We start from the raw sequence: 19,624 nt of genomic DNA, 5'->3' as shown, positions 1-19,624 counted from the left end.
GCAGGCGGAATCCGTCACCGGCCGGTCGCCGTCCGGGAGAAGGTCTTTTTAGGCCCCCGTCGAAGGGTGTGGTATGATTTCGCTCGACGACGCCGTGACGGCTCGCCTGGAGACACACGGCGAGCGCTTCGAAGTGCTCGTTGACCCGGACGCCGCCCTGGAGATGAAACGCGACGAGTTCGAGGGCGAGCTCGAGGACGTCATCGCCGCCCGCGACGTCTTCGAGAACGCCTCCCGCGGGGACCGACCCGCCGAGGAGGACCTGAAGGAAGTGTTCGGGACGACCGAGCCCCTCGACATCATCCCGGAGGTCATCGGGCGCGGCGAGATTCAGATCACCGCCGAGCAGCGCGAGGAGATGGAGGAGCGCAAGAAGCGCAAGCTCATCAACACCATCTCGCGGAACGCCATCAACCCCCAGATGGACGACGCGCCCCACCCGCCGGACCGCATCGAGAGCGCGCTCGAAGAGGCCGGGTTCACCGTCGACCCGATGACCCCCGCCGAAGAACAGGTCGACGACGCCCTGGAGGCGCTGCGGCCCGTCATCCCCATCCGGTTCGAGGAGATGACCGTCGCGGTGAACCTCCCGGCGGACTACGCGGGCAGCGGTCAGGCGAAACTCCGGGAGTTCGGCGACCTCGAACGCGAGGAGTGGCAGGCCGACGGCTCGTGGGTGGGCGTCATCACGTTCCCCGCAGGGATGCAGGACGAACTCTACAGTCGCGTCAACGAAGTGACGGAGGGCGAGGGCGAGACACAGGTCGTGAAGGACAAAGACGACCTGAAGACGCGATAATTATCCCTTCCGGAAGCCGACGAGGAAGCCGCCCGTGAAGCCCGCGCTCACCGAGAGCGTCGAGAGGATCGTGCTCAGCCAGGACGGCGGAGTCGTCGCCGTCCCCATCTCCGCGGCCTCCATGAAGCCGCCGCTGAGTCGCTCCCAGTCGACGGTGAGGATGCCCCGCGATTCGAGGAACTTGAACAGCGCGAGCTCGAGGCCGACGATGACGGCGATGAGTTTCGCGACTTTCTTCGCCGCGAACCCGATGATTGCCCCGATGCCGGCCCCCGTGCCGAACTCGATGCCGAGGGCGGTTGGGTCGATGTCTACCATATGGAGTTCACTCTGCAACCAACTGGTAAGTCTCTTGTGCCCGACCCGGCCAGCGCCCGGGGCTTAAGTGGACCGGGCGCGTACCTCCGGCCGAGTGACAGGAGACACGACAGAGACGGCCGTCGTCGCCAAACGCGTCGACGACGGCGAGCCCGAGACCGCGGAGGTTCGGGAGCTGGTTCGAGCCGCTGGCTACGAGGTCGCGGGCGAGGTCACCCAGACCCGGACCGCCGACCCCGCGCTCCAGCTCGGCGAGGGGAAAGTCGCGGAGCTCGCCGAACTCGTCGCGGGCACGGACGCCGACCGCGTGGTTTTCGACAACCGCCTCGGCCCCTACCAGACGTACAACCTCGGCCAGCAGCTCCCGGACGGCACCGAGGTCGTCGACCGGTTCCGGCTGATTCTGGACATCTTCGGGCAGCGCGCGCAGACCCGGAAGGCCCAGCTCCAGGTGGAGCTCGCCGAGTTGCGTTACGAGCTGCCGCGCGCCGAGGCGAAGACGAGTCTGGCGAAACGCGACGAGCGCCCCGGGTTCATGGGGCTCGGCGAGTACGACGAGAGCCGCGAGCAGGACATCAAAGCCCAGATATCCAGGATTCGGGACGAACTGGAGAAGATCGAGAAGACGGAGGCCCAGCGCCGAGACACCCGCCGGGAGTCCGGCTTCGACCTCGTGGCGCTGGCGGGCTACACGAACGCCGGGAAGTCCACGCTGCTCCGGCGGCTCGCCGAGGACGTCGACGTGGACGAGAACGAGGACCTCCACCCGGACCTCGACACCACCGCGGAGTCCCAGGACCGGCTGTTCACGACGCTCGGCACGACGACGCGTCGGATGGAGCTGGACCGCCGGAACGTCCTGCTGACGGACACGGTCGGGTTCATCAGCGACCTCCCGCACTGGCTCGTGGAGTCGTTCAAGTCCACGCTCGAATCCGTCTACCAGGCGGACCTCGTGTTGCTGGTCGTGGACGCCAGCGAGTCCGTCGACGAGATTCGCGAGAAGCTCGTGACGAGCCACGACACGCTCTACGAGCGCAACGAAGCGCCCATCGTGACCGTCTTCAACAAGACCGACCGCGTCGACGACGACGAACTCGCCGAGAAGATGGCGGCGCTCTCGGCGCTCGCCCCCACCCCCGTCGCGGTCAGCGCCCTGGACGATATCAATCTCGGCGAACTCCGGGACCGCATCGACGCCGAACTTCCGGCTCGCGAGCGCGAGCGGCTCGTCCTCCCGATGACCGAGGACACCATGAGCGTCGTCTCCTGGGTCCACGACCACGCTTACGTCCGTGACGTCGACTACGGCGACGAACAGGTCGTCGTCGACTTCGAGGCGCGGCCCGCCATCGTGGAGCGCTCGCACGCGAAAGCCAGCGAACTCGTCGCCGAAGCCTGACTACTCCAGAGCGCGTTTCTCCTTCGACACCACTTCCACGTCCCGGATTGCCGTCCCCGGGTACTGGCCGTCGCCGTCTTTCTCCGCGGCCTTGACCATGTCCCAGACGACGTTCAGGCCGGTCGTCACGCCCTCCAGAGCCTCCATCTCGCAGCCCGTCTTCCCGGTCGTCTCGACGGCGACCTCCAGCACGACGCGGTCGTCTCGCACGCCGAAGTCGGTCTCGACGTTCGTGATGGGAATCTGGTGGCACATCGGGATGGTCTCCCAGGTGTGTTTGACGGCTTGCACGGCACCGACGCGGGCCGTCGCGAGCACGTCACCCTTCCCGATTTCGTCCGCTCGAATCGCGTCGACGGTGGACTCGGAGAGCCGTATCTCGCCGCGGGCGACTGCTCGACGTGCCGTGTCGGGCTTGTCGCCGACGTCCACCATCTGGACGTCGCCCTCGTCGGTCGTGTGCGTCAGGTCGTCGCCTGCGTCGTCGGCCTCGCGGGTCGCGTCACTCCCCGCTCGTCGTTCCGAGGCCTCCGTCTCGTCGGCCTTACGCTCACTCATCCTCACCACCCCAGAGCGCGTCGGGGAGCGCGTCCACGAGGTCGGTCGCGAGCAGGCCGTAACCGTGGTCGTCGACGACCAGGTCGCCCGCCGTTCCGTTCGCGTACGCGCCGACGCTCGCGGCGGAAACGGGGTCGAGCGCCGAGAGCATCGCGGCCGTCGCGCCGGCGAGCACGTCGCCGGTGCCGCCGACGGTCATGCCCGGATTCCCGGTGCGGTTCACGCGGGTCGTCTCGCCGTCCGAGACCACGTCGTGTGCGCCCTTCACGAGGAGTGGGTGGCCGATGTCGGCGGCGAACGCTTCGACCGCGTCGGCCCGCTCCCGCCAGTCCTCCGCACTGGGACCGCCCATCGCCTGGAGTTCACCCTGATGGGGCGTGCAGACGAGCGTGGCGTCGGTGTCGACGTCGGGGACGACCTGGAGGGCGTCGGCGTCGACGACGGCCCGGCCCTGGAACTCCGCGAGGAAGTCCGCGACGGCGTCGAGCGTGGTGTCCGCGTCGCCGAGCCCCGGGCCGAGGACGACCGCGTCGACATCGCTCGCGCGCTCCAGCAGCTCGGGGACGTGCTCGGGGACGAGTCGGGTGCCGACGAGGCCGTCGACGATGAGGTTCTCGCTGTACCCCTGGACCGCGTCGGCGACTCCGTCCGGCACGGCGAGGAACGCGAGGTCGGCACCGGCACGGAGCGCGGCCTGCGCGGAGAGCGCCGGTGCGCCCGTGTAGGGACCGCCTCCAATCACGAGCACGCGGCCGAAGTCGCCCTTGTGGCCGCGGGGGTCGCGTTCCAGGCCGAGGAGGTCGCCGGGGCCGACGAACAGTTCTGCCGCGTCCGGGATGCCGATGTCCGCGACGGTGACGTCCTCGCGGTCGGCGAGCGCGGGTTTCAGGTCGTGGAACGTGACGACGCGGTCGGCGTCGATGGCGACGCCCGGCGTCTCGCCCGTGTCGGCGTCCACTCCCGAGGGTACGTCGACGGCGACGACCAAGGCGTCCGAGTCGTTGATGGCTTCGATGGCGGACGCCTCGGGTTCCCGGGGCGCGCCGGAGACGCCGGTGCCGAGGAGGGCGTCGACGACGACGTCCGGGTCGCCGAGGTCGAGAGTGCGCGAGTCGGTCACGGCCTCGGTGTCGTAGTCGCCGGTCTGGAGCGCGTCCCAGTTCTCCCGGCTGATTGTCGAGTTGATGGACTCGGGCCGCCCGAGCAGGTGGACAGTGAAGTCGTAGTCGTCGAGGAAGCGCGCGGCGACGAACGCGTCCCCGCCGTTGTTCCCGCGGCCCGCGACGACGGCGACGCTCGCCCCGGGGCCCGCGATGTCACGGACTGCGCGCGCGATGGCGTTGCCACTCGACTCCATCAGCTGCTTCCGGGGGACGCCGAACGCCTCGGCGTTCCGGTCGACCGCCGCCATCCGGTCGCTGCGTATCATGGCCGCCACTTCGACGGCCGCCCTAAAAGGTCCGTGGTGGACGTGCCCGTCCGCTGTGCCCCGGTGTCTGGTCGGCCACCGGACCACTTGGCGTTCTAGCCGGATATGTCCGGACTACCAGCGGACCTCGAAGCCGTCGAGCCTCTCGGGGCCCTCGTAGTCGGCCGCGACGCCGTCGAGCTAGCGGCCGAGCTGCCCTCGTGGCACCACTCGACCATCGCCTCGACGGCCGCCTCGTCCCCCTCGAAGACGGTCTCGATGCGGCCGTCCGGGAGATTCCGCACCCAGCCGTCGACGCCGGCCTCCCGGGCGGCGTCGCGGGTGCTGACGCGGTAGTAACGCCCTGCACCGCCCCGTTCGACGCGGACTTCGCCTGTGGTGGCGCGTTCGGTGGCGTACTGGCAGCCGGTGACTGACTCTGGATCGATGATTTTCCCGTAGCCGCACGCGGTAGCGTCGAGGATGAGGCTGCCGCCGGCAGCCTGTTCGAAGGATGCGCCTTGGTCGAGCGCGATCTTCTGGGGCGTGCTCTTCCGGGTTCGCCACTCCTCAGTGGGCTCTTGGATGTCCTTGAGCCGACTGAAGCACGTGTAGCAGTACCGGTGGTCGTCCCGGACGAGGTTGAGGAGTCGCCGGCCGCCGTGGCGGTTGGCGCACACCCGAAAGCAGAACGACTCGGCGACAGTCGTGGATGCGGTGCGACTGCTATCTTACCTGTCACGCCTGCAGTCGTACTCGCGTTCTTTCGAGTGGGGTGTCTCTCGTGGGTGAGTGATGGTAGGTGGCTGTAGAGTAGCTCCTGCTGTGAGCAGGGACTAGAATGCGTGCTGTCGCGGCCTCTGGTGGGATTACGTGTGCTTGTATAAAGCCATGGAAGTGATCGTATTGACACTGGAGACTCCAGGGGATATACCAGGATTTCCGCCATCTCTGCACCGTTTCACTTATTTTAGCAATAATGTATTTAAAACAAAAGTTGTCTATAGTGATTACGTGCTAATCAGGGTGGCTTGGATAGAAATATTTAGTAGCTGCGGGAGGACGACACTGATTCCAATCTGCGTCCATGTGATGAATGTTGAGGGATATTCACGTGTAGATCTGACTTTTTCGAGATGATTTTGAATGCTGTTTAATTCCTCCTGATGTGGAGGATCGTCTAGTTCAATGTCGTACGGCTGGTCAAGTAACGTATGTAGCCGTTCATTTACTCGATCAAGTTCTTTATTTTTCTTCTTTAATATTACTCGGTGAGTGCGATACATAGAGGATGAAATCGAAAGTACACCAAATACCCACATAATCATGAATGCAATTGTCAGATAACGTGGTGCATTTGGGTATATACTTACAGCAAATTCTCCGGCTAACGGGGGCCCATAAATCACAAGCGAATACATCAGGAGACCAATTGAATAGAGATAATATGAGCGCTTGAATAGATTGCCGATCTTTCCAAACCCACCCATCCGTCGAGAATCATAGAAGAACAACTTAACATCAGCATTCTCAATTTTCCCCGGCATGAGAACAGTAATTCCAAAATACATTAACCCAAATTCAACAATAACTGGGAAAGTGGCGAGTGGGTTTGAGATGACGTTGACGACAATCGTTCCGAGAACACCCTCTAGCCTAATTGATTGTGATAGACCTTGGATAAAGAAAATATTGGAAAACGATATGATTATAAAAACACCCAATGCACAGAGCTTTGTGCGAAACGACACAATTTCTTCGAAATTACCGGTGAATTCGTTCTCATCAGCCCCTTCGGCGACACTGAGACTCTTGGCAGCGTCGACGTAGGTATCCCGCATCCAGTAAATACCATAAACACCAAAAACCAACCCGCCGAGCGTGATCAGTAATTGTGGCCTCTGTACAAACATCGGCTCGTCTGCAACGATGTACCGATAAGGGTCGATAATCCCAATATCAATAAAGGGCCCGAGGAAAGCAAGAATGTATGCAGGTTTTATATTTCCTGGTAGAAAATCAGAGATCTTCTTGAACCTGAGCTTCTCCGCAATGAAGTCAATTAATAGTGGTTCTTGACTCTTCCCACCATCTCTCATTGTACATAGTGTTTAGATATTGTGATGAATAAAGCTTTATCAGAGTTATTTATTTCAATATTATTTTGTGACTGTTAGTGATTTCTCAACCATGGGCTTAGCAGTAGTTGCCAATACGGTTTCTTTATTCAGTGATTGCGGTGAAACGCCCGTTCAGTACAGATAGACTACCAAACACTTCGAGAGGAGGACAAACAGTTTTTGAATTGGATGATGGATAGCAAATAATGCCCTCCCTCGTAAAGTCGGTCTCGCCGATTAGAGTCGCGTTCGGCGTGGGTATCACCGTTCTTCTGGTTGTGCTTGTTGGAAGTAATTACGTTCAATCACAGCCGGTTGTTCTCATAGCGACTGTCCTGTTGGGCCTTATCGTCGCCGCACAGGGGTTGCAGCCATTCGGGGAGACAGTCGGCTATATGCTCCTGCTCTCAGGTGGGTTCGCGTGTTGGGGCCTCACCGCACTTATCAGCGAAGAACTGACGGTGACCTCGGCTGGATTCGTAGCAGCCGGTTGCATCGGCTTACTCTACTATCTATCCCGAGCGATACAGCAAGGCGTCTGGACACCCCGTAGTCACTAATTCAGCGACGACTTTTCCGCGACACTCGCATCTATACGTACTGTTTCGCCCGTTTCAATTTCAGGGACTCGTCTGAATAAAGAAATCGCGCTAGCAACTACTGTTAGACGCGGAGTGTATCAACATCGCAGCTGAACACAACCACTCCCACCATCGCTATAGCACCCGCACCCCGTCCTGGCCATCCTTAGCTGGCTTGTACACGCCGCCGTTATCGAGGAAGTTCTCTACCGTCGACTCCACCTTCGCCTTCGACATGTCGCCTTTCTTCTGGCAGACGTAGATGATCGCCTCCATCGGGATGCCACCACGCCGGTTCTTTTGGAGGTCCTCGATGATTGAGCGGACCGGTGTAGAGATTCTACAGCACGGGTCCCGCGGTGTGGTCGGCGAACGATGCGAACGGTTTGTAATTGTACTCGTGACTACTGATACCGGGGTTACGAAACTGGACTTTTTCCCCGGTCAACTCGACTTAGGCTCAGCGAGCCGAATCAGGCCTCTGGCGGTGGCTCTTCCCTCTCCCCACCCCACTCGCGTGTTGTAGGATATCTACGGGGATAGTGATGTAGACGATTCCGGTCAGTCACCCTCTGCCGCCAGCGGGGCGGTGTCCTGGCCAGTCTCGAGCTCGCGGCCAGGCACCATCTCTGGCAGACCCCAATCCCCGAGGTTCAGCACGATCCGCGTGTTGTTCTGGCTGCTCCGTCCTCGCGAACGACCGAGAGCACGCTCCCGTCGACGTTGGAGTCGGGGGCTTCGGCGAGGTCATCGGTGGTGTCGAAGACCGGGTAAATGTGGTGGCGTTTCACGCTCTCGCCGAGAGCGGTAATCGTGCCCCTGACTTCCATCTCAGCGAGCTGCGGGCCGCAGTTGCTCGCCTCGTTGTAGAGCGTCTGGATACAGACGACGGCGCGCTCTTCGGGTTTCAGGTTGGACGCCTTCTGGACAGCCTGCAGGAACTCGGTGCGCTCATGCAGAGCGTCGATCTGCGAATGGACGTCCGCGATCTCGGACTCGAGGGCACGTTGGGCGATGCCAAGCGCTGCGTCCGCAGACTCCGCGATCTCCGCGAGGTCCGCCTGACCGTTAGACATCGCGGACCACCTCGTATTCCCCGACTTGAATCCGGCAGACGACGCGCTCGCCGTACTCGAGGGGCTGGATGACGACGAGGTCGCCGGACTAGCTGTCGGTGTAGCAGCCCATCGCGCCGTAGACGTGCTCGTGGGTAGCAGTGATCACGCGAGACCAGCCGCGCTGTGGCCGCAGCTGTGTCTGGAGTGCGTATCGTAGAATCGAGTTCATCAGGTCCGCTACGCTTCGTTTCTACCTGCTCTGAGGAAATGGAAGAGGTACGTCTGCGTGTAGCCGGCGTACGGCCCCAGTTGTTCGCGGAACGCCCGCGAGGTGTCGGCGTAGTTCCCCTGGTCGCAGTCCGGGTAGTGGTCCTCGATTGCGGTCTGCATCCACGTATCGAGCGGGACGGCTTCGAGGTATCCCAGCGAGAACAGCAACACGCAGTCCGCGACCTTGTCGCCGACGCCGACGAACCCGGTGAGTTCCTCGCGGGCGAGTTCGTACGCGCGGCCGCGGATGTCGGCCTCGGTGAGCTCGCCGGAGGCGACCATCTCGGCGGTCCGCTGGACGTACGGCGCGCGGTAGCCGAGTTTGAGGTCCCGGAGGTCCTGCTCGGTGGCGGCCGCGAGCGCGTCGGGCTCGGGGAAGCCGTGGACGGTCTCCCCATCGAAGTCGATGGGGGTGCCGTACTCGCGGCGCAGGCGTTCCTGCATCCCGAAGATGCGCTCGACGCGCATCTGCGCCGAGCAGATGAACGAGACGAGACAGCCGAAGAACGGGTCGCGGACGATGCGCAGGCCGTCGTAGGCGTCCCACGCCGCGCTCGTCAGGTCGTCGGTGTGCGTGGCGCGGCGTATCTCGTGGAGGTCGTCGTCCAGACCGAGCAGTTCGCGGACGAGCGGCGCGGCGTCGGTGGTCGCGCGCCACTCGACGGCGGTCTCGCTCTGCCGGACTTCGAGGACGTCGTCGCCGACGACGGTGCGGTACCAGGCGTCGCCGCCCGAGAGGCCGTCGGTTTGGTACGTGTCGCCGTCGGGCCGCCACCAGAGGTACGTCTGGCCGCTCTCCAGCGTCGCCTGGACGTCGACCGCGCCTGGGACCGAGTCGAGGGGAATCGCGCCGCGTTCCATCGTCCCTGTCTCGGGGGCGGCGGGTCAAGTTGCCGTCGGTTGCGGGCCAAGCTTCTTCTACGATGCTTGCGAATGTTTCACGTGGCTATGGATTGTAGGGTGGTCGTCGAGGCTGCAGTCCCAGTGTACGACGTGCAGTCCGCTGACGAGGCAGTACGCATCGCCATCTCGAAGACCGGTGAGATGTTGAACCCGGACCTGAACTACGTCGAAATCGAGATGGGACATCGGTCGTGTCCCCACTGCGGCGAGGAGATGGAGCCGGCGTTCGTCGCGGCCGACGAGAGTCTGGTGGCCCTCGAACTCGCGATGACGGTGTTCAACGTCGAACGGGAGGAACACGCGTCCCGCATCGCTCGCAAGGAGATCGGTCAACGACTGGAGAACATCCCGCTGGACGTACTGACCGTCGACGTCGTAGAGGAGGAGGAGGAAACCGCGGACGGGAACGGAGACGACGCGTAACGCGAAGAGAGGTGCGTCGCGGTGGGCGGGCAGCCGTCACGAGCAGCGGAACGGGAGCGCGGTCGCTAGTCAGTTCGAGCTACAGGGGGGCGCGTTGCGACGGATTCAGTCGGCAGAAGCGGGGACGGCTTCCGACTCTTCCTCGTCCTCTGTGGCCATCGTGGAGGTGATGCCTCCTGCGAGCGCGAACACGGCTGCTTTGTGGTCCGTCTTGGACTTGTGAATGGACGTCGGTCGTACCCCGAGATCCTCGTACTCGTCGAGGTCCACGTCCTCTGCTGCGTTCTGGTCGTAGTAGTTGCTGACCTCGGCGAGAAGGCCGTGAAGGTGGATGAGCTCCTGCTTCTTCATGACAACACGTCCTAACGGGCACGGGGTTATAGTATTATCCTGAGAATCGTTCGCACGGCCACACGTGAACGGTAAACGGGTTGTACCGAGTTTCGGGTTGCAGGGATGAAACCCTTTAGTGCGGCCCGCCACTTCGAGCGTGTATGGACTACGAAGAGCAACTCGACCGCGCGATGGACCAGAAACCCGACATCGCGGGCAACGAGAGCCGATTCGAGGTCGCCGACCCCGAGGTCCGGAAGGAGGGGAACGTCACGGTCTACGAGAACTTCCAGTCGACGCTGGACGACCTCAGCCGCGAGCAGGACCACGTCCTGAAGTTCCTGCAGAACGAGCTCGGAACGTCCGCGAGCATCGACGAGAGCGGGCGCGCGCGGCTCACGGGCGAGTTCGGTCAGACGCGGGTCGCCGACACGCTCGACGAGTACGTGGAGACGTACGTCATCTGTCCGGAGTGCGGGCTGCCGGACACGAATCTGGAGACGGTCGACGGCACCGAGCGCCTGCACTGTGAGGCCTGCGGCGCGCGGTCGGCGGTCTGATTCTGCGGTCGGCGGTAGCTACTGGAGTCGCTTCAGATTCTCGAGGTCGCGGTCAGTCCGCGTGAACAGCGCCATCCGGCGGGTGGCGTGGCACTCCGGACAGCTGAAGTTCTCGTCGTGAGCGGGCAACTCGCTGGGCGTACTCTCCCAGTTCTTCGAGCACTCGGGACAGGACAGCTGCACGAACGCCTCGTGTGCCATACTGTACCGTGGACGCGGCACGGCCAAAAGCCTTGTCGCCAGTCTCGGACGGCGGCAACGCCCGCGGGTAGATACGTGGTTCGAGAACAGAACACAGCGAGCCGTACGCAGGCGGACGCGTCAGTCCCAGGTAACCCAGAGCAGGAACGAGATAGCGAACGTCTCCAGCACCTGCAGCGACAGCATCGCCGACGCGGGTGTCTCCGGCAGCCCGAAGAACCAGCCCGCCATCATCGGATGCCACGTGAAGTAGTAGAGGCCGAGCGCGTTCTCCGCGAGCACCAGCGCCCCGAACGCCAGCAGCCCGAGCGAGTGCTTCGACCCGAACTCGGCGTAGTTCCGAGCCCAGATGCTGCACAGCACCGCCAGCAGCAGTACGTTCAGGCCCATCGCCACCCGCGACACTTCCGCCCAGACTGTCATCTACACCACCGTTGGTAGCAACCACGGTTATACACTTTCCCAAATTCCGCCGTGTTCTCGCTTCGCTGGCTGGTGTGCTGGTGTCTCATGTCGATTCCTCGTCGTCGGCCTGTTCGTCGACGATGTCCTCGACGGTGTCCCAGTGGTCGCGGACGCGGTCGGTCGGCAGGTAGACCGCGCCGTAGTCGTCCCCGCTGGACTCGACGATGTCGTTGTCGACGAGCACGTCGAGGTGGTGTCGCACCGTCTTGTAGTCCAGCTCGAGGTCCTCTGCGAGCTGGTTCGCGTTCCGCGGGCGGTCGTTCACCGCCCGCAGGAGCCGTACCCGGTTGGGGCCGCCCCGCGTCCCGGTCAAGACGTACCACAGCGCGGCCTCCATTGGTCTGAGCGTCGGGGGGAGGTACCGTAAAAGTACCCGAAGCGCTCGCGGTGGGTCACGGTATTACACGGTGAAGAGGTGGCCGGCCTCCGGCACGTCGAAGAGGCCGATGCGCGCACCGGCGTCGAGCCACGCGTGGCCGTAGGAGAACGCGGCGAGCGCGTTCACTGGGTCGTCGTGCTCGCGGAAGTGCCGGCCGTCTTTCAGGTAGGACTCGGCCATCTCGAGGTACTCTGCGGCAGCCTCCCCGAGCGGGGAGTCAGCCGGCGGGACGGGGTCGGCTTCGGCGAGCGCGTCGGCGAGCAGGCCCTCGTAGCGGTCGGTCTTCTCGTCGAGGTCGGCGGCCATACCGTCACTGGGTCGACGCCGGCGGTAAGTGCTTCGCTGCGGGGTCCCGGCCACAGGCGGGGCGGCAGCCGGCCGGCCGCTACCGGCACCGTCGGGGGCCAACACAACGTACAAACGCCCCCGTCGTCGATGTACATCCATGACTGACGACGAGAACGCCGCGGGCGGTGCGGCAGCGACCGACGGTGGTGCGAGCGGAGCGGACGTCGCGGAACACCGGAAGCTCATCATCACGGGAACCGGTATCGCGGCGCTGAGCGCAGCTATCTACGCGGCGCGCTCGAACAACGACCCGCTGCTGTTCGAGGGCGACGAGCCCGGCGGTCAGCTCACGCTCACGACCGAGGTGGAGAACTACCCCGGGTTCTCCGAGGGCATCTCCGGGCCGGAGCTCATCAACGAGATGAAAGACCAGGCCGGCCGATTCGGTGCCGAGTTCGAACACGGCATCGTCGAGTCTATCGACGACTCCGTGCGGCCGTTCCGCGTCGAACTCGCGAACGGCGACGTCTACACGGCGGACGCCGTTATCGTGGCGTCCGGGGCGAGCGCGCGCACGCTCGGCATCCCCGGCGAGGACGAACTGATGGGGCAGGGCGTCTCGACGTGTGCGACCTGCGACGGCGCGTTCTTCAAGGGCGAGGACATGGTCGTCGTGGGCGGCGGCGACGCGGCCGCCGAGGAGGCCAGCTTCCTCACGAAGTTCGCGGACACCGTCTATCTCGTCCACCGCCGCGACGAACTGCGCGCGGAGGACTACTGGGCCGACCGCATCGACGACCAGGTCGAGGCCGGCGACATCGAGGTGCTGTGGAACACGGAAGCCGTCGAGGTCCACGGCTCCGCCGAGGAGGGCGTGACGGGCGCGACGCTCGTTCGCCACCCCGAGGGCCACCCGACGGCGAAGCTCGACGACGACGCGACCGAGCAGTTCGAACTCGACGTCGGCGCGTTCTTCGTCGCCATCGGCCACACGCCGAACACCGACTTTCTCGAAGACACGGGCGTCGAACTGGACGACGACGGCTACCTCGACACCGTCGGCGGGAAGGGCGGCGGCCAGACCGCCACCGCCGTGGAGGGCATCTTCGGCGCGGGCGACGTCGTCGACTACCACTACCAGCAGGCCGTGACGGCGGCCGGCATGGGCTCGAAAGCCGCCCTCGACGCGGACGCGTATCTGGAGGAGCAGGCCGACGCGGCCGCCAGCGAGCACAGCGAGGCCGCGACCGCCGACGACTGAGCGCGGTACTCGGTCCCGGACAGCCGGCCCGTACCCACACCCATTTTAGTCGGGGCGTCCTGCGTGTGTCCATGGACGAAGCCACGTTTACCATCGAGGACCCGGACGGAAACACGAACGACGTCACGCTCCCTGCGGGGCTCGTGGACCTGTTCGCGGAGGAGGACGACGAGTCGAACGCGCAGGTCGTCGGCGACATCGCGCTGATGGCGTTCGCGCAGCGCGCCCACGCCGTCGTCCACCACAGCGAGGGGCAGGTCGACGACGAACTGGAAGCCATCGAGCAGGCGGCCCTCGACCAGTTCGAGGAGCGCTTCGGCCAGTCGTTCGGTGAAGCGACCGGCCACCAGCACTAGTCGACGCGCACTCGACCACCGAAGTCTGTTTCTGCGGTAGCAGCAGTCAACGATACGGTTTCTTTACTCAGTGCTAGCAGAGAAGCGACCGTTCAGTACATCTGCGCTAATCACCGAATCTGGCACAGCTTTTAGTTATCCGATTGCACCTTCGGAGTATGAGCAGCCAGCTCAAGTGGGGAATAGGAACGCTCATTCTTGGCGCAATCGGTCTTGCTCTTCTCGGAATTACTGGTGCATTTCAGAACCCACTTGCGCCAGAGATACAAAATAGACCAGTTAATTTGATTGCAATCGGTGGTAGCCTCCTTCTCGTTATCTCTGGAATCGCAACAGTCGTACAATCTCGACGGCTTGAGTAGTTTGCTAGCTGTGTGTACTGTTTTGGCCGTTCCAGTTTCATGGCTGGATTGAATAACGAAACCGCGCTGGCAACTAGCGGGAGACTGACGCCGTCAGCAGTCGTACGTGAGGAGGACGCCGTCGTCGACGCGCTCGACGCCCGCGAGGTCGAGTTCGGGGAAGTCGTCGACGAAGCCGTCGCCGTCGGCGAGCGTCGGGGCGTCCCGGCCGCCGATAATCTGGGGGGCGACGAAGACAGAGAGTTCGTCGACGAGGTCCTCGGCGAACAGCGAGAAGATGAGTTCGCCGCCGCCCTCCACCATGAGCCGGTCGACGCCCCGGGATTCGAGGGCGTCGAGGGCTGACGGCAGGTCGACGCGGTTCTCGCCGGCGACGACCACAGTCGCGCCCGCGGCCTCCAGGCTCTCCCGGTGTTCGACCGGCTCCGCCTCGGCGACGAGGACGTACGTGTCGGCAGCGCCGTCCAGCAGCCGGGCGTCCGGCGGCGTGCGGGCGTGGGAGTCCGCGACGACGCGCGCCGGGTGCGGGGACTCGCCGCGCTCCTCGCGGGCGGCGACGTGGTCGCTGTCGTCCAGCGTCAGGGAGGGGTTGTCGGCGAGGACGGTTCCGACGCCGACCATGACGGCGTCGACGCTCGCGCGCAGTTCGTCGACGCGCTCGAAGTCCTCGCTGCCGCTGATGGCGACCTGCTCGCGGCGGCGCGTGGAGAGCTTGCCGTCCGCGCTCATCGCTGCGTTCACGACGACGTGCATACGCTCGGATGGCGTCGCCAGCCCTGAAACCGGTTTCGTTGCCCGGAAGCGGGTGTCAAGGTCGTGTCGCTCGCGGGGTTGCCGCCGCGCCGCCGCGAGACGACGACAACGAGCGCGAGGACAGCGACCGCGACGGCGAGCGCGCCCGCGGTCCAGTAGCCGACGAGTTCGGCGGCGGCCACGTAGTTCGGGAGGACGAGCAGGGCGACCAGGAGGCGCTGCCGTCGCTCGATGCGGGAGAGCCGTGTCCGGAGAGCGTCGTCCATGTGGAGAGAACTTGCCGAGCGACTCCGTAATGGTTGGCTCTGTTCGCCCCGGCCCGCGCTCAGGTCCGCATCTCGTCGCCGTACGCCCGCAGGTCGAGTTCGAACGTCCACGCGCGCTCGTCTTGCTGGACGAGGTCGAGGTAGGTGTCGGCCATCGCTCCGGGGTCGAGGAGCTCGGACTCGTCGCGGGCGGTGTCGCTCTCTCCGGGGCCGCCGATTGCGCCGTCCACGACGACGTAGGAGACGTGGACGCCTTCCGGACCGAAGCGCCGGGCGAGCGACTGCGCAAATCCGCGGAGCCCGGGGCCGGCGAGGTCCCACGCGACGAGGTTCCCGAACGCGCGCTTCGCGATGGACGTCCCCGTGAACAGCACAGTCCCGCCGTCCGCGGCGTCTGCGCCGCGCTCCGTGCCCGGTGGGCGCTCCGTCATGTCGGCGACGGCTTCGCGGGCGGCGTGGAACGCGCCGCGGAGGACGACGTCGAGAACGGCGTCGAAGTCGTCGTCGTCGACCTCGAAGAGGTGCCCGGGCGCTGGGACACTCGGATTGTAGACGAACACGTCCGCGGGGCCGAGTTCGTCGCGGACGGTGTCGAACCCCTCGGTGATTGCGTCGGGGTCGGCGAGGTCTGTCGGCACCCCGAGCGCGTCGTGACCGTCCGCGCGCAGGTCGGATTCGAGGTCCGCGAGGTAGTCCGACGAGCGCGCGAACGCCGCGACGGCGTACCCCGCCTCGGCGAACCGCCTGACGAGCGTCTCGCCGAATCCGGGGCCGACGCCCGCGACGACAGCAGTATCCTGCATGGCGGAGCGTGCGGACGCCGCCCAGTTAGTCGCTCGGGCAGGAGAAGCGACAGCCCCCGCGCGCACGCTCGCGAACGCTTTTAGGCCAGGCCGACCGACACTAGGTCGCATGAACGTCGACGATCACGCCGAGGATCTCGCCTCCGACCTCGGTGTAGACAAAGCGGAGGTCAAAGAGAACCTGCAGAACCTCGTGGAGTACAGCGTGCCACTGGAGGAGGCCAAGCGCAGCCTCCGGCGGAAGTACGGCGACGAGGGGTCCAGCGCGTCGGAGGGCCCGACGGCCGCCGACATCGCGGACATCGGGCCGGACTCCGGGAACGTCACCGTCACCGCGAAGGTGCTGACGGCGGGGACGCGCTCGATTCGCTACCAGGGCGACGACCACGTCATCGGCGAGGGCGAGCTCGCCGACGAGACCGGCCGCATCTCCTACACGGCGTGGGAGGAGTTCGGTCTCGAACCGGGCGACACCGTGACCATCGGGAACGCGAGCGTCCGCGAGTGGGAGGGGCAGCCGGAACTGAACTTCGGGGAGTCCTCGACGGTCACGAAAGCCGACGACATCGACGTGCCCTACGAGGTGGGCGGCGACCGAGGTCTTGCCGACCTGTCGCCGGGCGACCGCGGGCGGAACGTCGAGGCGAAGGTGACCGAGGTGGAGACCCGGACCATCGACGGCCGCGACGGCGAGACGGAGATTCTCTCCGGCGTGCTGGGCGACGAGTCCGCGCGCCTGCCGTTCACGGACTGGGACCCCCACGCCGAAATCGAGTCGGGCGCGTCCATTCGCGCCGAGGATGTCTACGTCCGCGAGTTCCGCGGCGTGCCGTCGGTGAACGTCTCCGAGTTCTCGACCGTCGAGCGCCTCGACCGCGAGGTGGCCGTCGGTGGGCCGACCCGGCTCACCGTTCGAGAGGCCGTGGAGCGCGGCGGCGCGTACGACGTGGAACTCGTCGGGAACGTCATCGAGGTCCGGGACGGGTCCGGGCTCATCCAGCGCTGTCCCCAGTGCGGCCGCGTCGTCCAGAAGGGGCAGTGCCGGCAGCACGGCGAGGTCGACGCCGAGGACGACCTCCGAGTCAAGGCCATCCTCGACGACGGCACGGAGACCGTCACCGCAGTCCTCGACCGCGACCTGACAGAGGACGTCTACGGCGGGACGCTGGAGGACGCCCGCGAGCAGGCTCGCGAGGCGATGGACCAGTCCGTCGTCGCGGAGACCATCGCCGAGGGCGTGGTCGGCCGCGAGTTCACCGTCCGGGGCCACCTCTCCGTCGACGAGTACGGCGCGAACCTGGAGACCATCGACTTCGCGGAGAGCGACGACGACCCGGCCGCGCGTGCCGAGGCCTTCCTCCAGGAGGTGGACGCATGAGTCAGTCGGAGTCCGACGACGAGGTCAACCGCCGGGAGGTCGCCTATCGGCTGTTCGCGGCGGAGTTCGACGACGCTGACTTCTCGTACGCCGAGAGCGACGAGGAGCGCGCGCCGAACTACGTCGTGACGCCGACCGGCGCGCGCGTCAACCGCGTGTTCGTCGTGGGCGTGCTCACGGAGGTCGAGCAGGTCAACGACGACGTGGTGCGCGCCCGGGTCGTCGACCCGACGGGCGCGTTCGTCGTCTACGCCGGCCAGTACCAGCCGGAGGCGCTGGCGGCCCTCGAATCGGCGGAGACGCCGTCGTTCGTCGCCGTTACCGGGAAGGCCCGGACGTTCGAGCCGGACGACAGCGACATCGTCTACACCTCGATTCGGCCGGAGACCGTCAGCGAGGTCGACGCCGACACCCGGGACCGCTGGGTCGTCACGACCGCCGAGCGCACCGCCGACCGCGCCGCGACGGCGGCGGCTGCCCACGAGCGCGTGGAGCGCGGCGACAGCCTCCAGCGCGTGCTGGAGCAGGCGGACGTCGACAGCAGCCTCGCGTCGGGCATCCCGCGCGCGCTCGACCACTACGGCACGACGCCCGCGTACCTCGCCGGGGTCCGCGACCTCGCCGTCGACGCGGCCCGCGTCGTCTCCGGGGACGCAGACGCTGCCGGTGAACTCACTGTCCGGCCCGACCAGGAGGGCGACGCCGCCCTGGACTTCGCGGCCGACCTCGGAGTCGACGCCGAGCCGAGCGAGGAGTCCGTGGAGACGGCGGACGAGGCCACCGAAGCGCCGGGTTCCGTCGACGACACCGACGACACCGGCGACGAGCCGGACGCGGCGGTCGACACCGAGACCACGGACGAGACCGACGCTGCGAGCGAAGGCGAGACCGGTGTCGCGGACGAGACCCACACAACCGACGAGACCGGAGCGGACGAGCCGACCGGGCTCGCCGGCGACGAACCGAGCCCCGAGCCGGCGGCGGAGACGCCGTCGCCGAGCGAGGTCGCTGCGGAGGCGAGCCCGAACGAGGACGACGAGGCGACGCCCGAGTCCGCCGACGAGAGCGACGACGGCGGGACGGCCACCGAAGAGCCGGCGGCCGCCGACGCGAGCGCCGAGAACGACGGGGAAATGTACGAGCTCTCCGAGGAGGAGCGCGAGGAAGTCAAAGAGGAGTACGGCGTCGACTTCTCGACGGGCACCGAGATTCCGGACGCGGGCGAACACGACATCGACGCGCCCGGCCCCGACGACGGCATCGCTCCGGAGGAAGCCGAAGCCGACACCGAGTCCGCCGCGGGCGGTGCGGACGACGGGGACGGCCTCGGCGACTTCGACGCCGACGGCGACGAGGACGACGACCTCGACGACTTCACCGAGGACGAGTACGACGAACCCGAGTCCGACGCGGAGGACGACGAGTCCCCGCCGGCGGACCTCGACTTGGAGGACTACGTCGTCGACCTGATGAGTGACCTCGACGACGGCGACGGCGCGCCCCGCGACGAGGTCGTGACGAGCGCGGCCGACGATCTCGACGCCGACGAGGGCGACATCGAGGAGGCCATCCAGTCGGCGCTGATGAGCGGGCGGTGCTACGAGTCCGGCGACGACCACCTGAAGGCCATCTGATGGCGCTCGTCGAGCCCGTCCCCGGGGAGCCCGCAGCGACGGCGGAGTTGGGGGGCGAGCGCGGGCTCGTGGTCGCGGACTACCACGCCGGCATCGAGGTGTCGCTCCGACGCGAGGGGCTGGAAGTGCAGGGCAGGGGGCCGCAGCGCCGCCGCCGGCTCAGGCGGCTGGTCCGCGAGCGGGACGCCGACCGCGTGGTGTTCCTCGGCGACCTCGGTCACGCCATCGGCGTTCCGGACGGCGCGGAGTTCGACGAACTCGACGCGCTGTTCGATTCGCTGGACGTGCCGGTGACGCTGGTCGCGGGCAACCACGACGGCGGCATCGGCGAGGCCTTCCCGGACGTCGAAGTGACGCCGACCGACGGCGTCCGAATCGGTGACGTGGGGTTCGCGCACGGCCACACCTGGCCGAGCCCCGAGGTGCTGGAGGCCGAGACGGTCTGCGTCGGCCACGAGCACACCGCGGTCCGGCTGGAGGACGAGGTCGGCGGAACGCGCGTCGAGCGCGCGTGGCTTCGCGGGCCGCTGGCGGCCGAGCCGTTCGAGACCCACTACGACCGCAGCCTCGACGTGAACGGCGACCTCGCGGTGTTCCCGGCGTTCAACGACCTCTCCGGCGGGACGTGGGTGAACGTCGACGGCCAGGGGTTCCTCGCGCCGTTCCTCCCCGCGGGCTGTCCGGCCGCCGAGCTCTACCTGCTGGACGGCACGCGGCTCGGGCGCTACGACCGCGTGTAGGCCCG

General features: G+C 65.8%; 26 protein-coding genes and 1 pseudogene. 11 read left to right on the top strand and 16 right to left on the bottom strand.

The genetic code is table 11. The features are described from left to right. The first annotated feature begins 73 nt into the window (after positions 1–73). Entirely contained in the window at positions 74–799 is a 726-nt protein-coding gene (locus BMW35_RS00530) for a ribosome assembly factor SBDS (RefSeq protein ID WP_089667201.1), read from the top strand. Here BMW35_RS00530 and BMW35_RS00525 read toward each other — a convergent pair whose 3' ends face one another. Further along, positions 800–1,117, bottom strand: coding sequence for an FUN14 domain-containing protein (locus BMW35_RS00525; protein WP_089667200.1), 318 nt, complete (start codon positions 1,115–1,117; stop codon positions 800–802). 94 nt (positions 1,118–1,211) lie between these two features. Here BMW35_RS00525 and hflX point away from each other — a divergent pair, with 94 nt between their 5' ends. Then, positions 1,212–2,519 (top strand): GTPase HflX, encoded by a 1,308-nt coding sequence (hflX, locus tag BMW35_RS00520; protein WP_089667199.1) that lies wholly within the window; start codon positions 1,212–1,214, stop codon positions 2,517–2,519. Here the strand turns inward: hflX and moaC are convergent, their stop codons facing one another. The 4 genes and pseudogenes from moaC to BMW35_RS15190 form a co-directional block, all read right to left on the bottom strand. Beyond that, positions 2,520–3,077 (bottom strand): cyclic pyranopterin monophosphate synthase MoaC, encoded by a 558-nt coding sequence (moaC, locus tag BMW35_RS00515; RefSeq protein ID WP_281242459.1) that lies wholly within the window; start codon positions 3,075–3,077, stop codon positions 2,520–2,522. Then, a complete protein-coding gene (locus BMW35_RS00510; RefSeq protein WP_089667198.1) occupies positions 3,070–4,506 on the bottom strand; it encodes an NAD(P)H-hydrate dehydratase in 1,437 nt (478 codons plus the stop codon). Before BMW35_RS00510 ends, moaC begins: the two co-directional genes overlap by 8 nt. Before the next feature lie 114 nt (positions 4,507–4,620). After that, a pseudogene (locus BMW35_RS00505) lies at positions 4,621–4,934 on the bottom strand (acylphosphatase). A gap of 561 nt (positions 4,935–5,495) precedes the next feature. Continuing rightward, positions 5,496–6,584, bottom strand: coding sequence for a hypothetical protein (locus BMW35_RS15190; protein ID WP_143052113.1), 1,089 nt, complete (start codon positions 6,582–6,584; stop codon positions 5,496–5,498). 227 nt (positions 6,585–6,811) lie between these two features. On the opposite strand from BMW35_RS15190, the gene BMW35_RS00500 reads away from it, so the two are divergent. Continuing rightward, the gene (locus BMW35_RS00500; protein WP_089667197.1) at positions 6,812–7,165 is read left to right on the top strand and encodes a hypothetical protein; all 354 of its coding nucleotides are present in this window, start codon (positions 6,812–6,814) and stop codon (positions 7,163–7,165) included. Positions 7,166–7,321: 156 nt separating this feature from the next. On the opposite strand, the gene BMW35_RS15435 is transcribed toward BMW35_RS00500, so the two are convergent. The 3 genes from BMW35_RS15435 to BMW35_RS00490 form a co-directional block, all read right to left on the bottom strand. Then, entirely contained in the window at positions 7,322–7,462 is a 141-nt protein-coding gene (locus BMW35_RS15435; protein WP_177170747.1) for a hypothetical protein, read from the bottom strand. 377 nt (positions 7,463–7,839) lie between these two features. Then, positions 7,840–8,262 carry a hypothetical protein gene (locus tag BMW35_RS00495; RefSeq protein WP_089667196.1) on the bottom strand — a complete coding sequence of 141 codons (423 nt, stop codon included), beginning with the start codon at positions 8,260–8,262 and terminating at the stop codon, positions 7,840–7,842. Positions 8,263–8,481: 219 nt separating this feature from the next. Then, a complete protein-coding gene (locus BMW35_RS00490; protein WP_089667195.1) occupies positions 8,482–9,375 on the bottom strand; it encodes a DNA-3-methyladenine glycosylase family protein in 894 nt (297 codons plus the stop codon). Positions 9,376–9,462: 87 nt separating this feature from the next. Here BMW35_RS00490 and BMW35_RS00485 point away from each other — a divergent pair, with 87 nt between their 5' ends. Beyond that, the gene (locus tag BMW35_RS00485) at positions 9,463–9,840 is read left to right on the top strand and encodes a DUF555 domain-containing protein (RefSeq protein WP_089667194.1); all 378 of its coding nucleotides are present in this window, start codon (positions 9,463–9,465) and stop codon (positions 9,838–9,840) included. A gap of 105 nt (positions 9,841–9,945) precedes the next feature. On the opposite strand, the gene BMW35_RS00480 is transcribed toward BMW35_RS00485, so the two are convergent. Beyond that, a complete protein-coding gene (locus tag BMW35_RS00480) occupies positions 9,946–10,191 on the bottom strand; it encodes a UPF0058 family protein (protein ID WP_089667193.1) in 246 nt (81 codons plus the stop codon). Between the two features lie 143 nt (positions 10,192–10,334). On the opposite strand from BMW35_RS00480, the gene BMW35_RS00475 reads away from it, so the two are divergent. After that, positions 10,335–10,733, top strand: a complete 399-nt coding sequence (locus BMW35_RS00475) for a translation initiation factor IF-2 subunit beta (RefSeq protein WP_089667192.1) — start codon at positions 10,335–10,337, stop codon at positions 10,731–10,733. Between the two features lie 18 nt (positions 10,734–10,751). Here BMW35_RS00475 and BMW35_RS00470 read toward each other — a convergent pair whose 3' ends face one another. The 4 genes from BMW35_RS00470 to BMW35_RS00455 form a co-directional block, all read right to left on the bottom strand. After that, complete coding sequence (locus BMW35_RS00470) at positions 10,752–10,934, bottom strand: DUF7836 family putative zinc-binding protein (RefSeq protein ID WP_089667191.1); 183 nt, start codon at positions 10,932–10,934, stop codon at positions 10,752–10,754. Between the two features lie 120 nt (positions 10,935–11,054). Beyond that, entirely contained in the window at positions 11,055–11,357 is a 303-nt protein-coding gene (locus BMW35_RS00465; RefSeq protein ID WP_089667190.1) for a DUF8036 family membrane protein, read from the bottom strand. Between the two features lie 85 nt (positions 11,358–11,442). Then, a complete protein-coding gene (locus BMW35_RS00460) occupies positions 11,443–11,736 on the bottom strand; it encodes an ArsR/SmtB family transcription factor (protein ID WP_089667189.1) in 294 nt (97 codons plus the stop codon). A gap of 63 nt (positions 11,737–11,799) precedes the next feature. Then, positions 11,800–12,084, bottom strand: a complete 285-nt coding sequence (locus BMW35_RS00455) for a DUF357 domain-containing protein (RefSeq protein WP_089667188.1) — start codon at positions 12,082–12,084, stop codon at positions 11,800–11,802. Positions 12,085–12,223: 139 nt separating this feature from the next. On the opposite strand from BMW35_RS00455, the gene BMW35_RS00450 reads away from it, so the two are divergent. The 3 genes from BMW35_RS00450 (at position 12,224) to BMW35_RS15185 (ending at position 14,045) form a co-directional block, all read left to right on the top strand. Further along, positions 12,224–13,327, top strand: coding sequence for an NAD(P)/FAD-dependent oxidoreductase (locus BMW35_RS00450; RefSeq protein ID WP_089667187.1), 1,104 nt, complete (start codon positions 12,224–12,226; stop codon positions 13,325–13,327). 71 nt (positions 13,328–13,398) lie between these two features. Further along, on the top strand, positions 13,399–13,683 hold the full coding sequence (locus tag BMW35_RS00445) for a DUF7545 family protein (protein ID WP_089667186.1): 285 nt from the start codon (positions 13,399–13,401) through the stop codon (positions 13,681–13,683). A 158-nt stretch (positions 13,684–13,841) separates the two neighbouring features. Continuing rightward, entirely contained in the window at positions 13,842–14,045 is a 204-nt protein-coding gene (locus BMW35_RS15185; RefSeq protein WP_143052112.1) for a hypothetical protein, read from the top strand. 93 nt (positions 14,046–14,138) lie between these two features. Here the strand turns inward: BMW35_RS15185 and BMW35_RS00440 are convergent, their stop codons facing one another. The 3 genes from BMW35_RS00440 to BMW35_RS00430 are packed head-to-tail and all read right to left on the bottom strand — an operon-like array spanning position 14,139 to position 15,867. Then, positions 14,139–14,798 carry a 2,5-diamino-6-(ribosylamino)-4(3H)-pyrimidinone 5'-phosphate reductase gene (locus BMW35_RS00440; protein WP_089667185.1) on the bottom strand — a complete coding sequence of 220 codons (660 nt, stop codon included), beginning with the start codon at positions 14,796–14,798 and terminating at the stop codon, positions 14,139–14,141. Continuing rightward, positions 14,783–15,064: a hypothetical protein gene (locus BMW35_RS00435; RefSeq protein WP_089667184.1), complete on the bottom strand. Its 282-nt coding sequence runs from the start codon at positions 15,062–15,064 to the stop codon at positions 14,783–14,785. Before BMW35_RS00435 ends, BMW35_RS00440 begins: the two co-directional genes overlap by 16 nt. A 59-nt stretch (positions 15,065–15,123) precedes the next feature. Then, complete coding sequence (locus tag BMW35_RS00430) at positions 15,124–15,867, bottom strand: SDR family NAD(P)-dependent oxidoreductase (RefSeq protein ID WP_177170746.1); 744 nt, start codon at positions 15,865–15,867, stop codon at positions 15,124–15,126. Between the two features lie 109 nt (positions 15,868–15,976). Here BMW35_RS00430 and BMW35_RS00425 point away from each other — a divergent pair, with 109 nt between their 5' ends. The 3 genes from BMW35_RS00425 to BMW35_RS00415 are packed head-to-tail and all read left to right on the top strand — an operon-like array spanning position 15,977 to position 19,619. Further along, on the top strand, positions 15,977–17,245 hold the full coding sequence (locus tag BMW35_RS00425; protein ID WP_089667182.1) for a Single-stranded DNA binding protein: 1,269 nt from the start codon (positions 15,977–15,979) through the stop codon (positions 17,243–17,245). Further along, positions 17,242–18,879 carry a hypothetical protein gene (locus BMW35_RS00420; protein ID WP_089667181.1) on the top strand — a complete coding sequence of 546 codons (1,638 nt, stop codon included), beginning with the start codon at positions 17,242–17,244 and terminating at the stop codon, positions 18,877–18,879. The genes BMW35_RS00425 and BMW35_RS00420 overlap by 4 nt, the downstream gene beginning before the upstream one ends. After that, positions 18,879–19,619, top strand: a complete 741-nt coding sequence (locus tag BMW35_RS00415) for a metallophosphoesterase (protein WP_089667180.1) — start codon at positions 18,879–18,881, stop codon at positions 19,617–19,619. The genes BMW35_RS00420 and BMW35_RS00415 overlap by 1 nt, the downstream gene beginning before the upstream one ends. Positions 19,620–19,624 lie beyond the last annotated feature (5 nt).

The organism is Halobacterium jilantaiense (assembly GCF_900110535.1).
GTDB lineage: Archaea > Halobacteriota > Halobacteria > Halobacteriales > Halobacteriaceae > Halobacterium > Halobacterium jilantaiense.
Note: the sequence above shows the minus strand (reverse complement) of the source record. Positions and strands in the feature narration are given on the sequence as shown.

Excerpts from the sequence above, each read along its gene's own strand:
- BMW35_RS00530 (WP_089667201.1), top strand. The coding sequence starts at position 74 with ATGATTTCGCTCGACGACGCCGTGACGGCTCGCCTGGAGACACACGGC.
- BMW35_RS00525 (WP_089667200.1), bottom strand. The coding sequence starts at position 1,117 with ATGGTAGACATCGACCCAACCGCCCTCGGCATCGAGTTCGGCACGGGG.
- moaC (WP_281242459.1), bottom strand. The coding sequence starts at position 3,077 with ATGAGTGAGCGTAAGGCCGACGAGACGGAGGCCTCGGAACGACGAGCG.
- BMW35_RS00510 (WP_089667198.1), bottom strand. The coding sequence starts at position 4,506 with ATGATACGCAGCGACCGGATGGCGGCGGTCGACCGGAACGCCGAGGCG.
- BMW35_RS15190 (WP_143052113.1), bottom strand. The coding sequence starts at position 6,584 with ATGAGAGATGGTGGGAAGAGTCAAGAACCACTATTAATTGACTTCATT.
- BMW35_RS00500 (WP_089667197.1), top strand. The coding sequence starts at position 6,812 with ATGCCCTCCCTCGTAAAGTCGGTCTCGCCGATTAGAGTCGCGTTCGGC.
- BMW35_RS15435 (WP_177170747.1), bottom strand. The coding sequence starts at position 7,462 with ATGGAGGCGATCATCTACGTCTGCCAGAAGAAAGGCGACATGTCGAAG.
- BMW35_RS00495 (WP_089667196.1), bottom strand. The coding sequence starts at position 8,262 with ATGTCTAACGGTCAGGCGGACCTCGCGGAGATCGCGGAGTCTGCGGAC.
- BMW35_RS00490 (WP_089667195.1), bottom strand. The coding sequence starts at position 9,375 with ATGGAACGCGGCGCGATTCCCCTCGACTCGGTCCCAGGCGCGGTCGAC.
- BMW35_RS00485 (WP_089667194.1), top strand. The coding sequence starts at position 9,463 with ATGGATTGTAGGGTGGTCGTCGAGGCTGCAGTCCCAGTGTACGACGTG.
- BMW35_RS00480 (WP_089667193.1), bottom strand. The coding sequence starts at position 10,191 with ATGAAGAAGCAGGAGCTCATCCACCTTCACGGCCTTCTCGCCGAGGTC.
- BMW35_RS00475 (WP_089667192.1), top strand. The coding sequence starts at position 10,335 with ATGGACTACGAAGAGCAACTCGACCGCGCGATGGACCAGAAACCCGAC.
- BMW35_RS00470 (WP_089667191.1), bottom strand. The coding sequence starts at position 10,934 with ATGGCACACGAGGCGTTCGTGCAGCTGTCCTGTCCCGAGTGCTCGAAG.
- BMW35_RS00465 (WP_089667190.1), bottom strand. The coding sequence starts at position 11,357 with ATGACAGTCTGGGCGGAAGTGTCGCGGGTGGCGATGGGCCTGAACGTA.
- BMW35_RS00460 (WP_089667189.1), bottom strand. The coding sequence starts at position 11,736 with ATGGAGGCCGCGCTGTGGTACGTCTTGACCGGGACGCGGGGCGGCCCC.
- BMW35_RS00455 (WP_089667188.1), bottom strand. The coding sequence starts at position 12,084 with ATGGCCGCCGACCTCGACGAGAAGACCGACCGCTACGAGGGCCTGCTC.
- BMW35_RS00450 (WP_089667187.1), top strand. The coding sequence starts at position 12,224 with ATGACTGACGACGAGAACGCCGCGGGCGGTGCGGCAGCGACCGACGGT.
- BMW35_RS00445 (WP_089667186.1), top strand. The coding sequence starts at position 13,399 with ATGGACGAAGCCACGTTTACCATCGAGGACCCGGACGGAAACACGAAC.
- BMW35_RS15185 (WP_143052112.1), top strand. The coding sequence starts at position 13,842 with ATGAGCAGCCAGCTCAAGTGGGGAATAGGAACGCTCATTCTTGGCGCA.
- BMW35_RS00440 (WP_089667185.1), bottom strand. The coding sequence starts at position 14,798 with ATGCACGTCGTCGTGAACGCAGCGATGAGCGCGGACGGCAAGCTCTCC.
- BMW35_RS00435 (WP_089667184.1), bottom strand. The coding sequence starts at position 15,064 with ATGGACGACGCTCTCCGGACACGGCTCTCCCGCATCGAGCGACGGCAG.
- BMW35_RS00430 (WP_177170746.1), bottom strand. The coding sequence starts at position 15,867 with ATGCAGGATACTGCTGTCGTCGCGGGCGTCGGCCCCGGATTCGGCGAG.
- BMW35_RS00425 (WP_089667182.1), top strand. The coding sequence starts at position 15,977 with ATGAACGTCGACGATCACGCCGAGGATCTCGCCTCCGACCTCGGTGTA.
- BMW35_RS00420 (WP_089667181.1), top strand. The coding sequence starts at position 17,242 with ATGAGTCAGTCGGAGTCCGACGACGAGGTCAACCGCCGGGAGGTCGCC.
- BMW35_RS00415 (WP_089667180.1), top strand. The coding sequence starts at position 18,879 with ATGGCGCTCGTCGAGCCCGTCCCCGGGGAGCCCGCAGCGACGGCGGAG.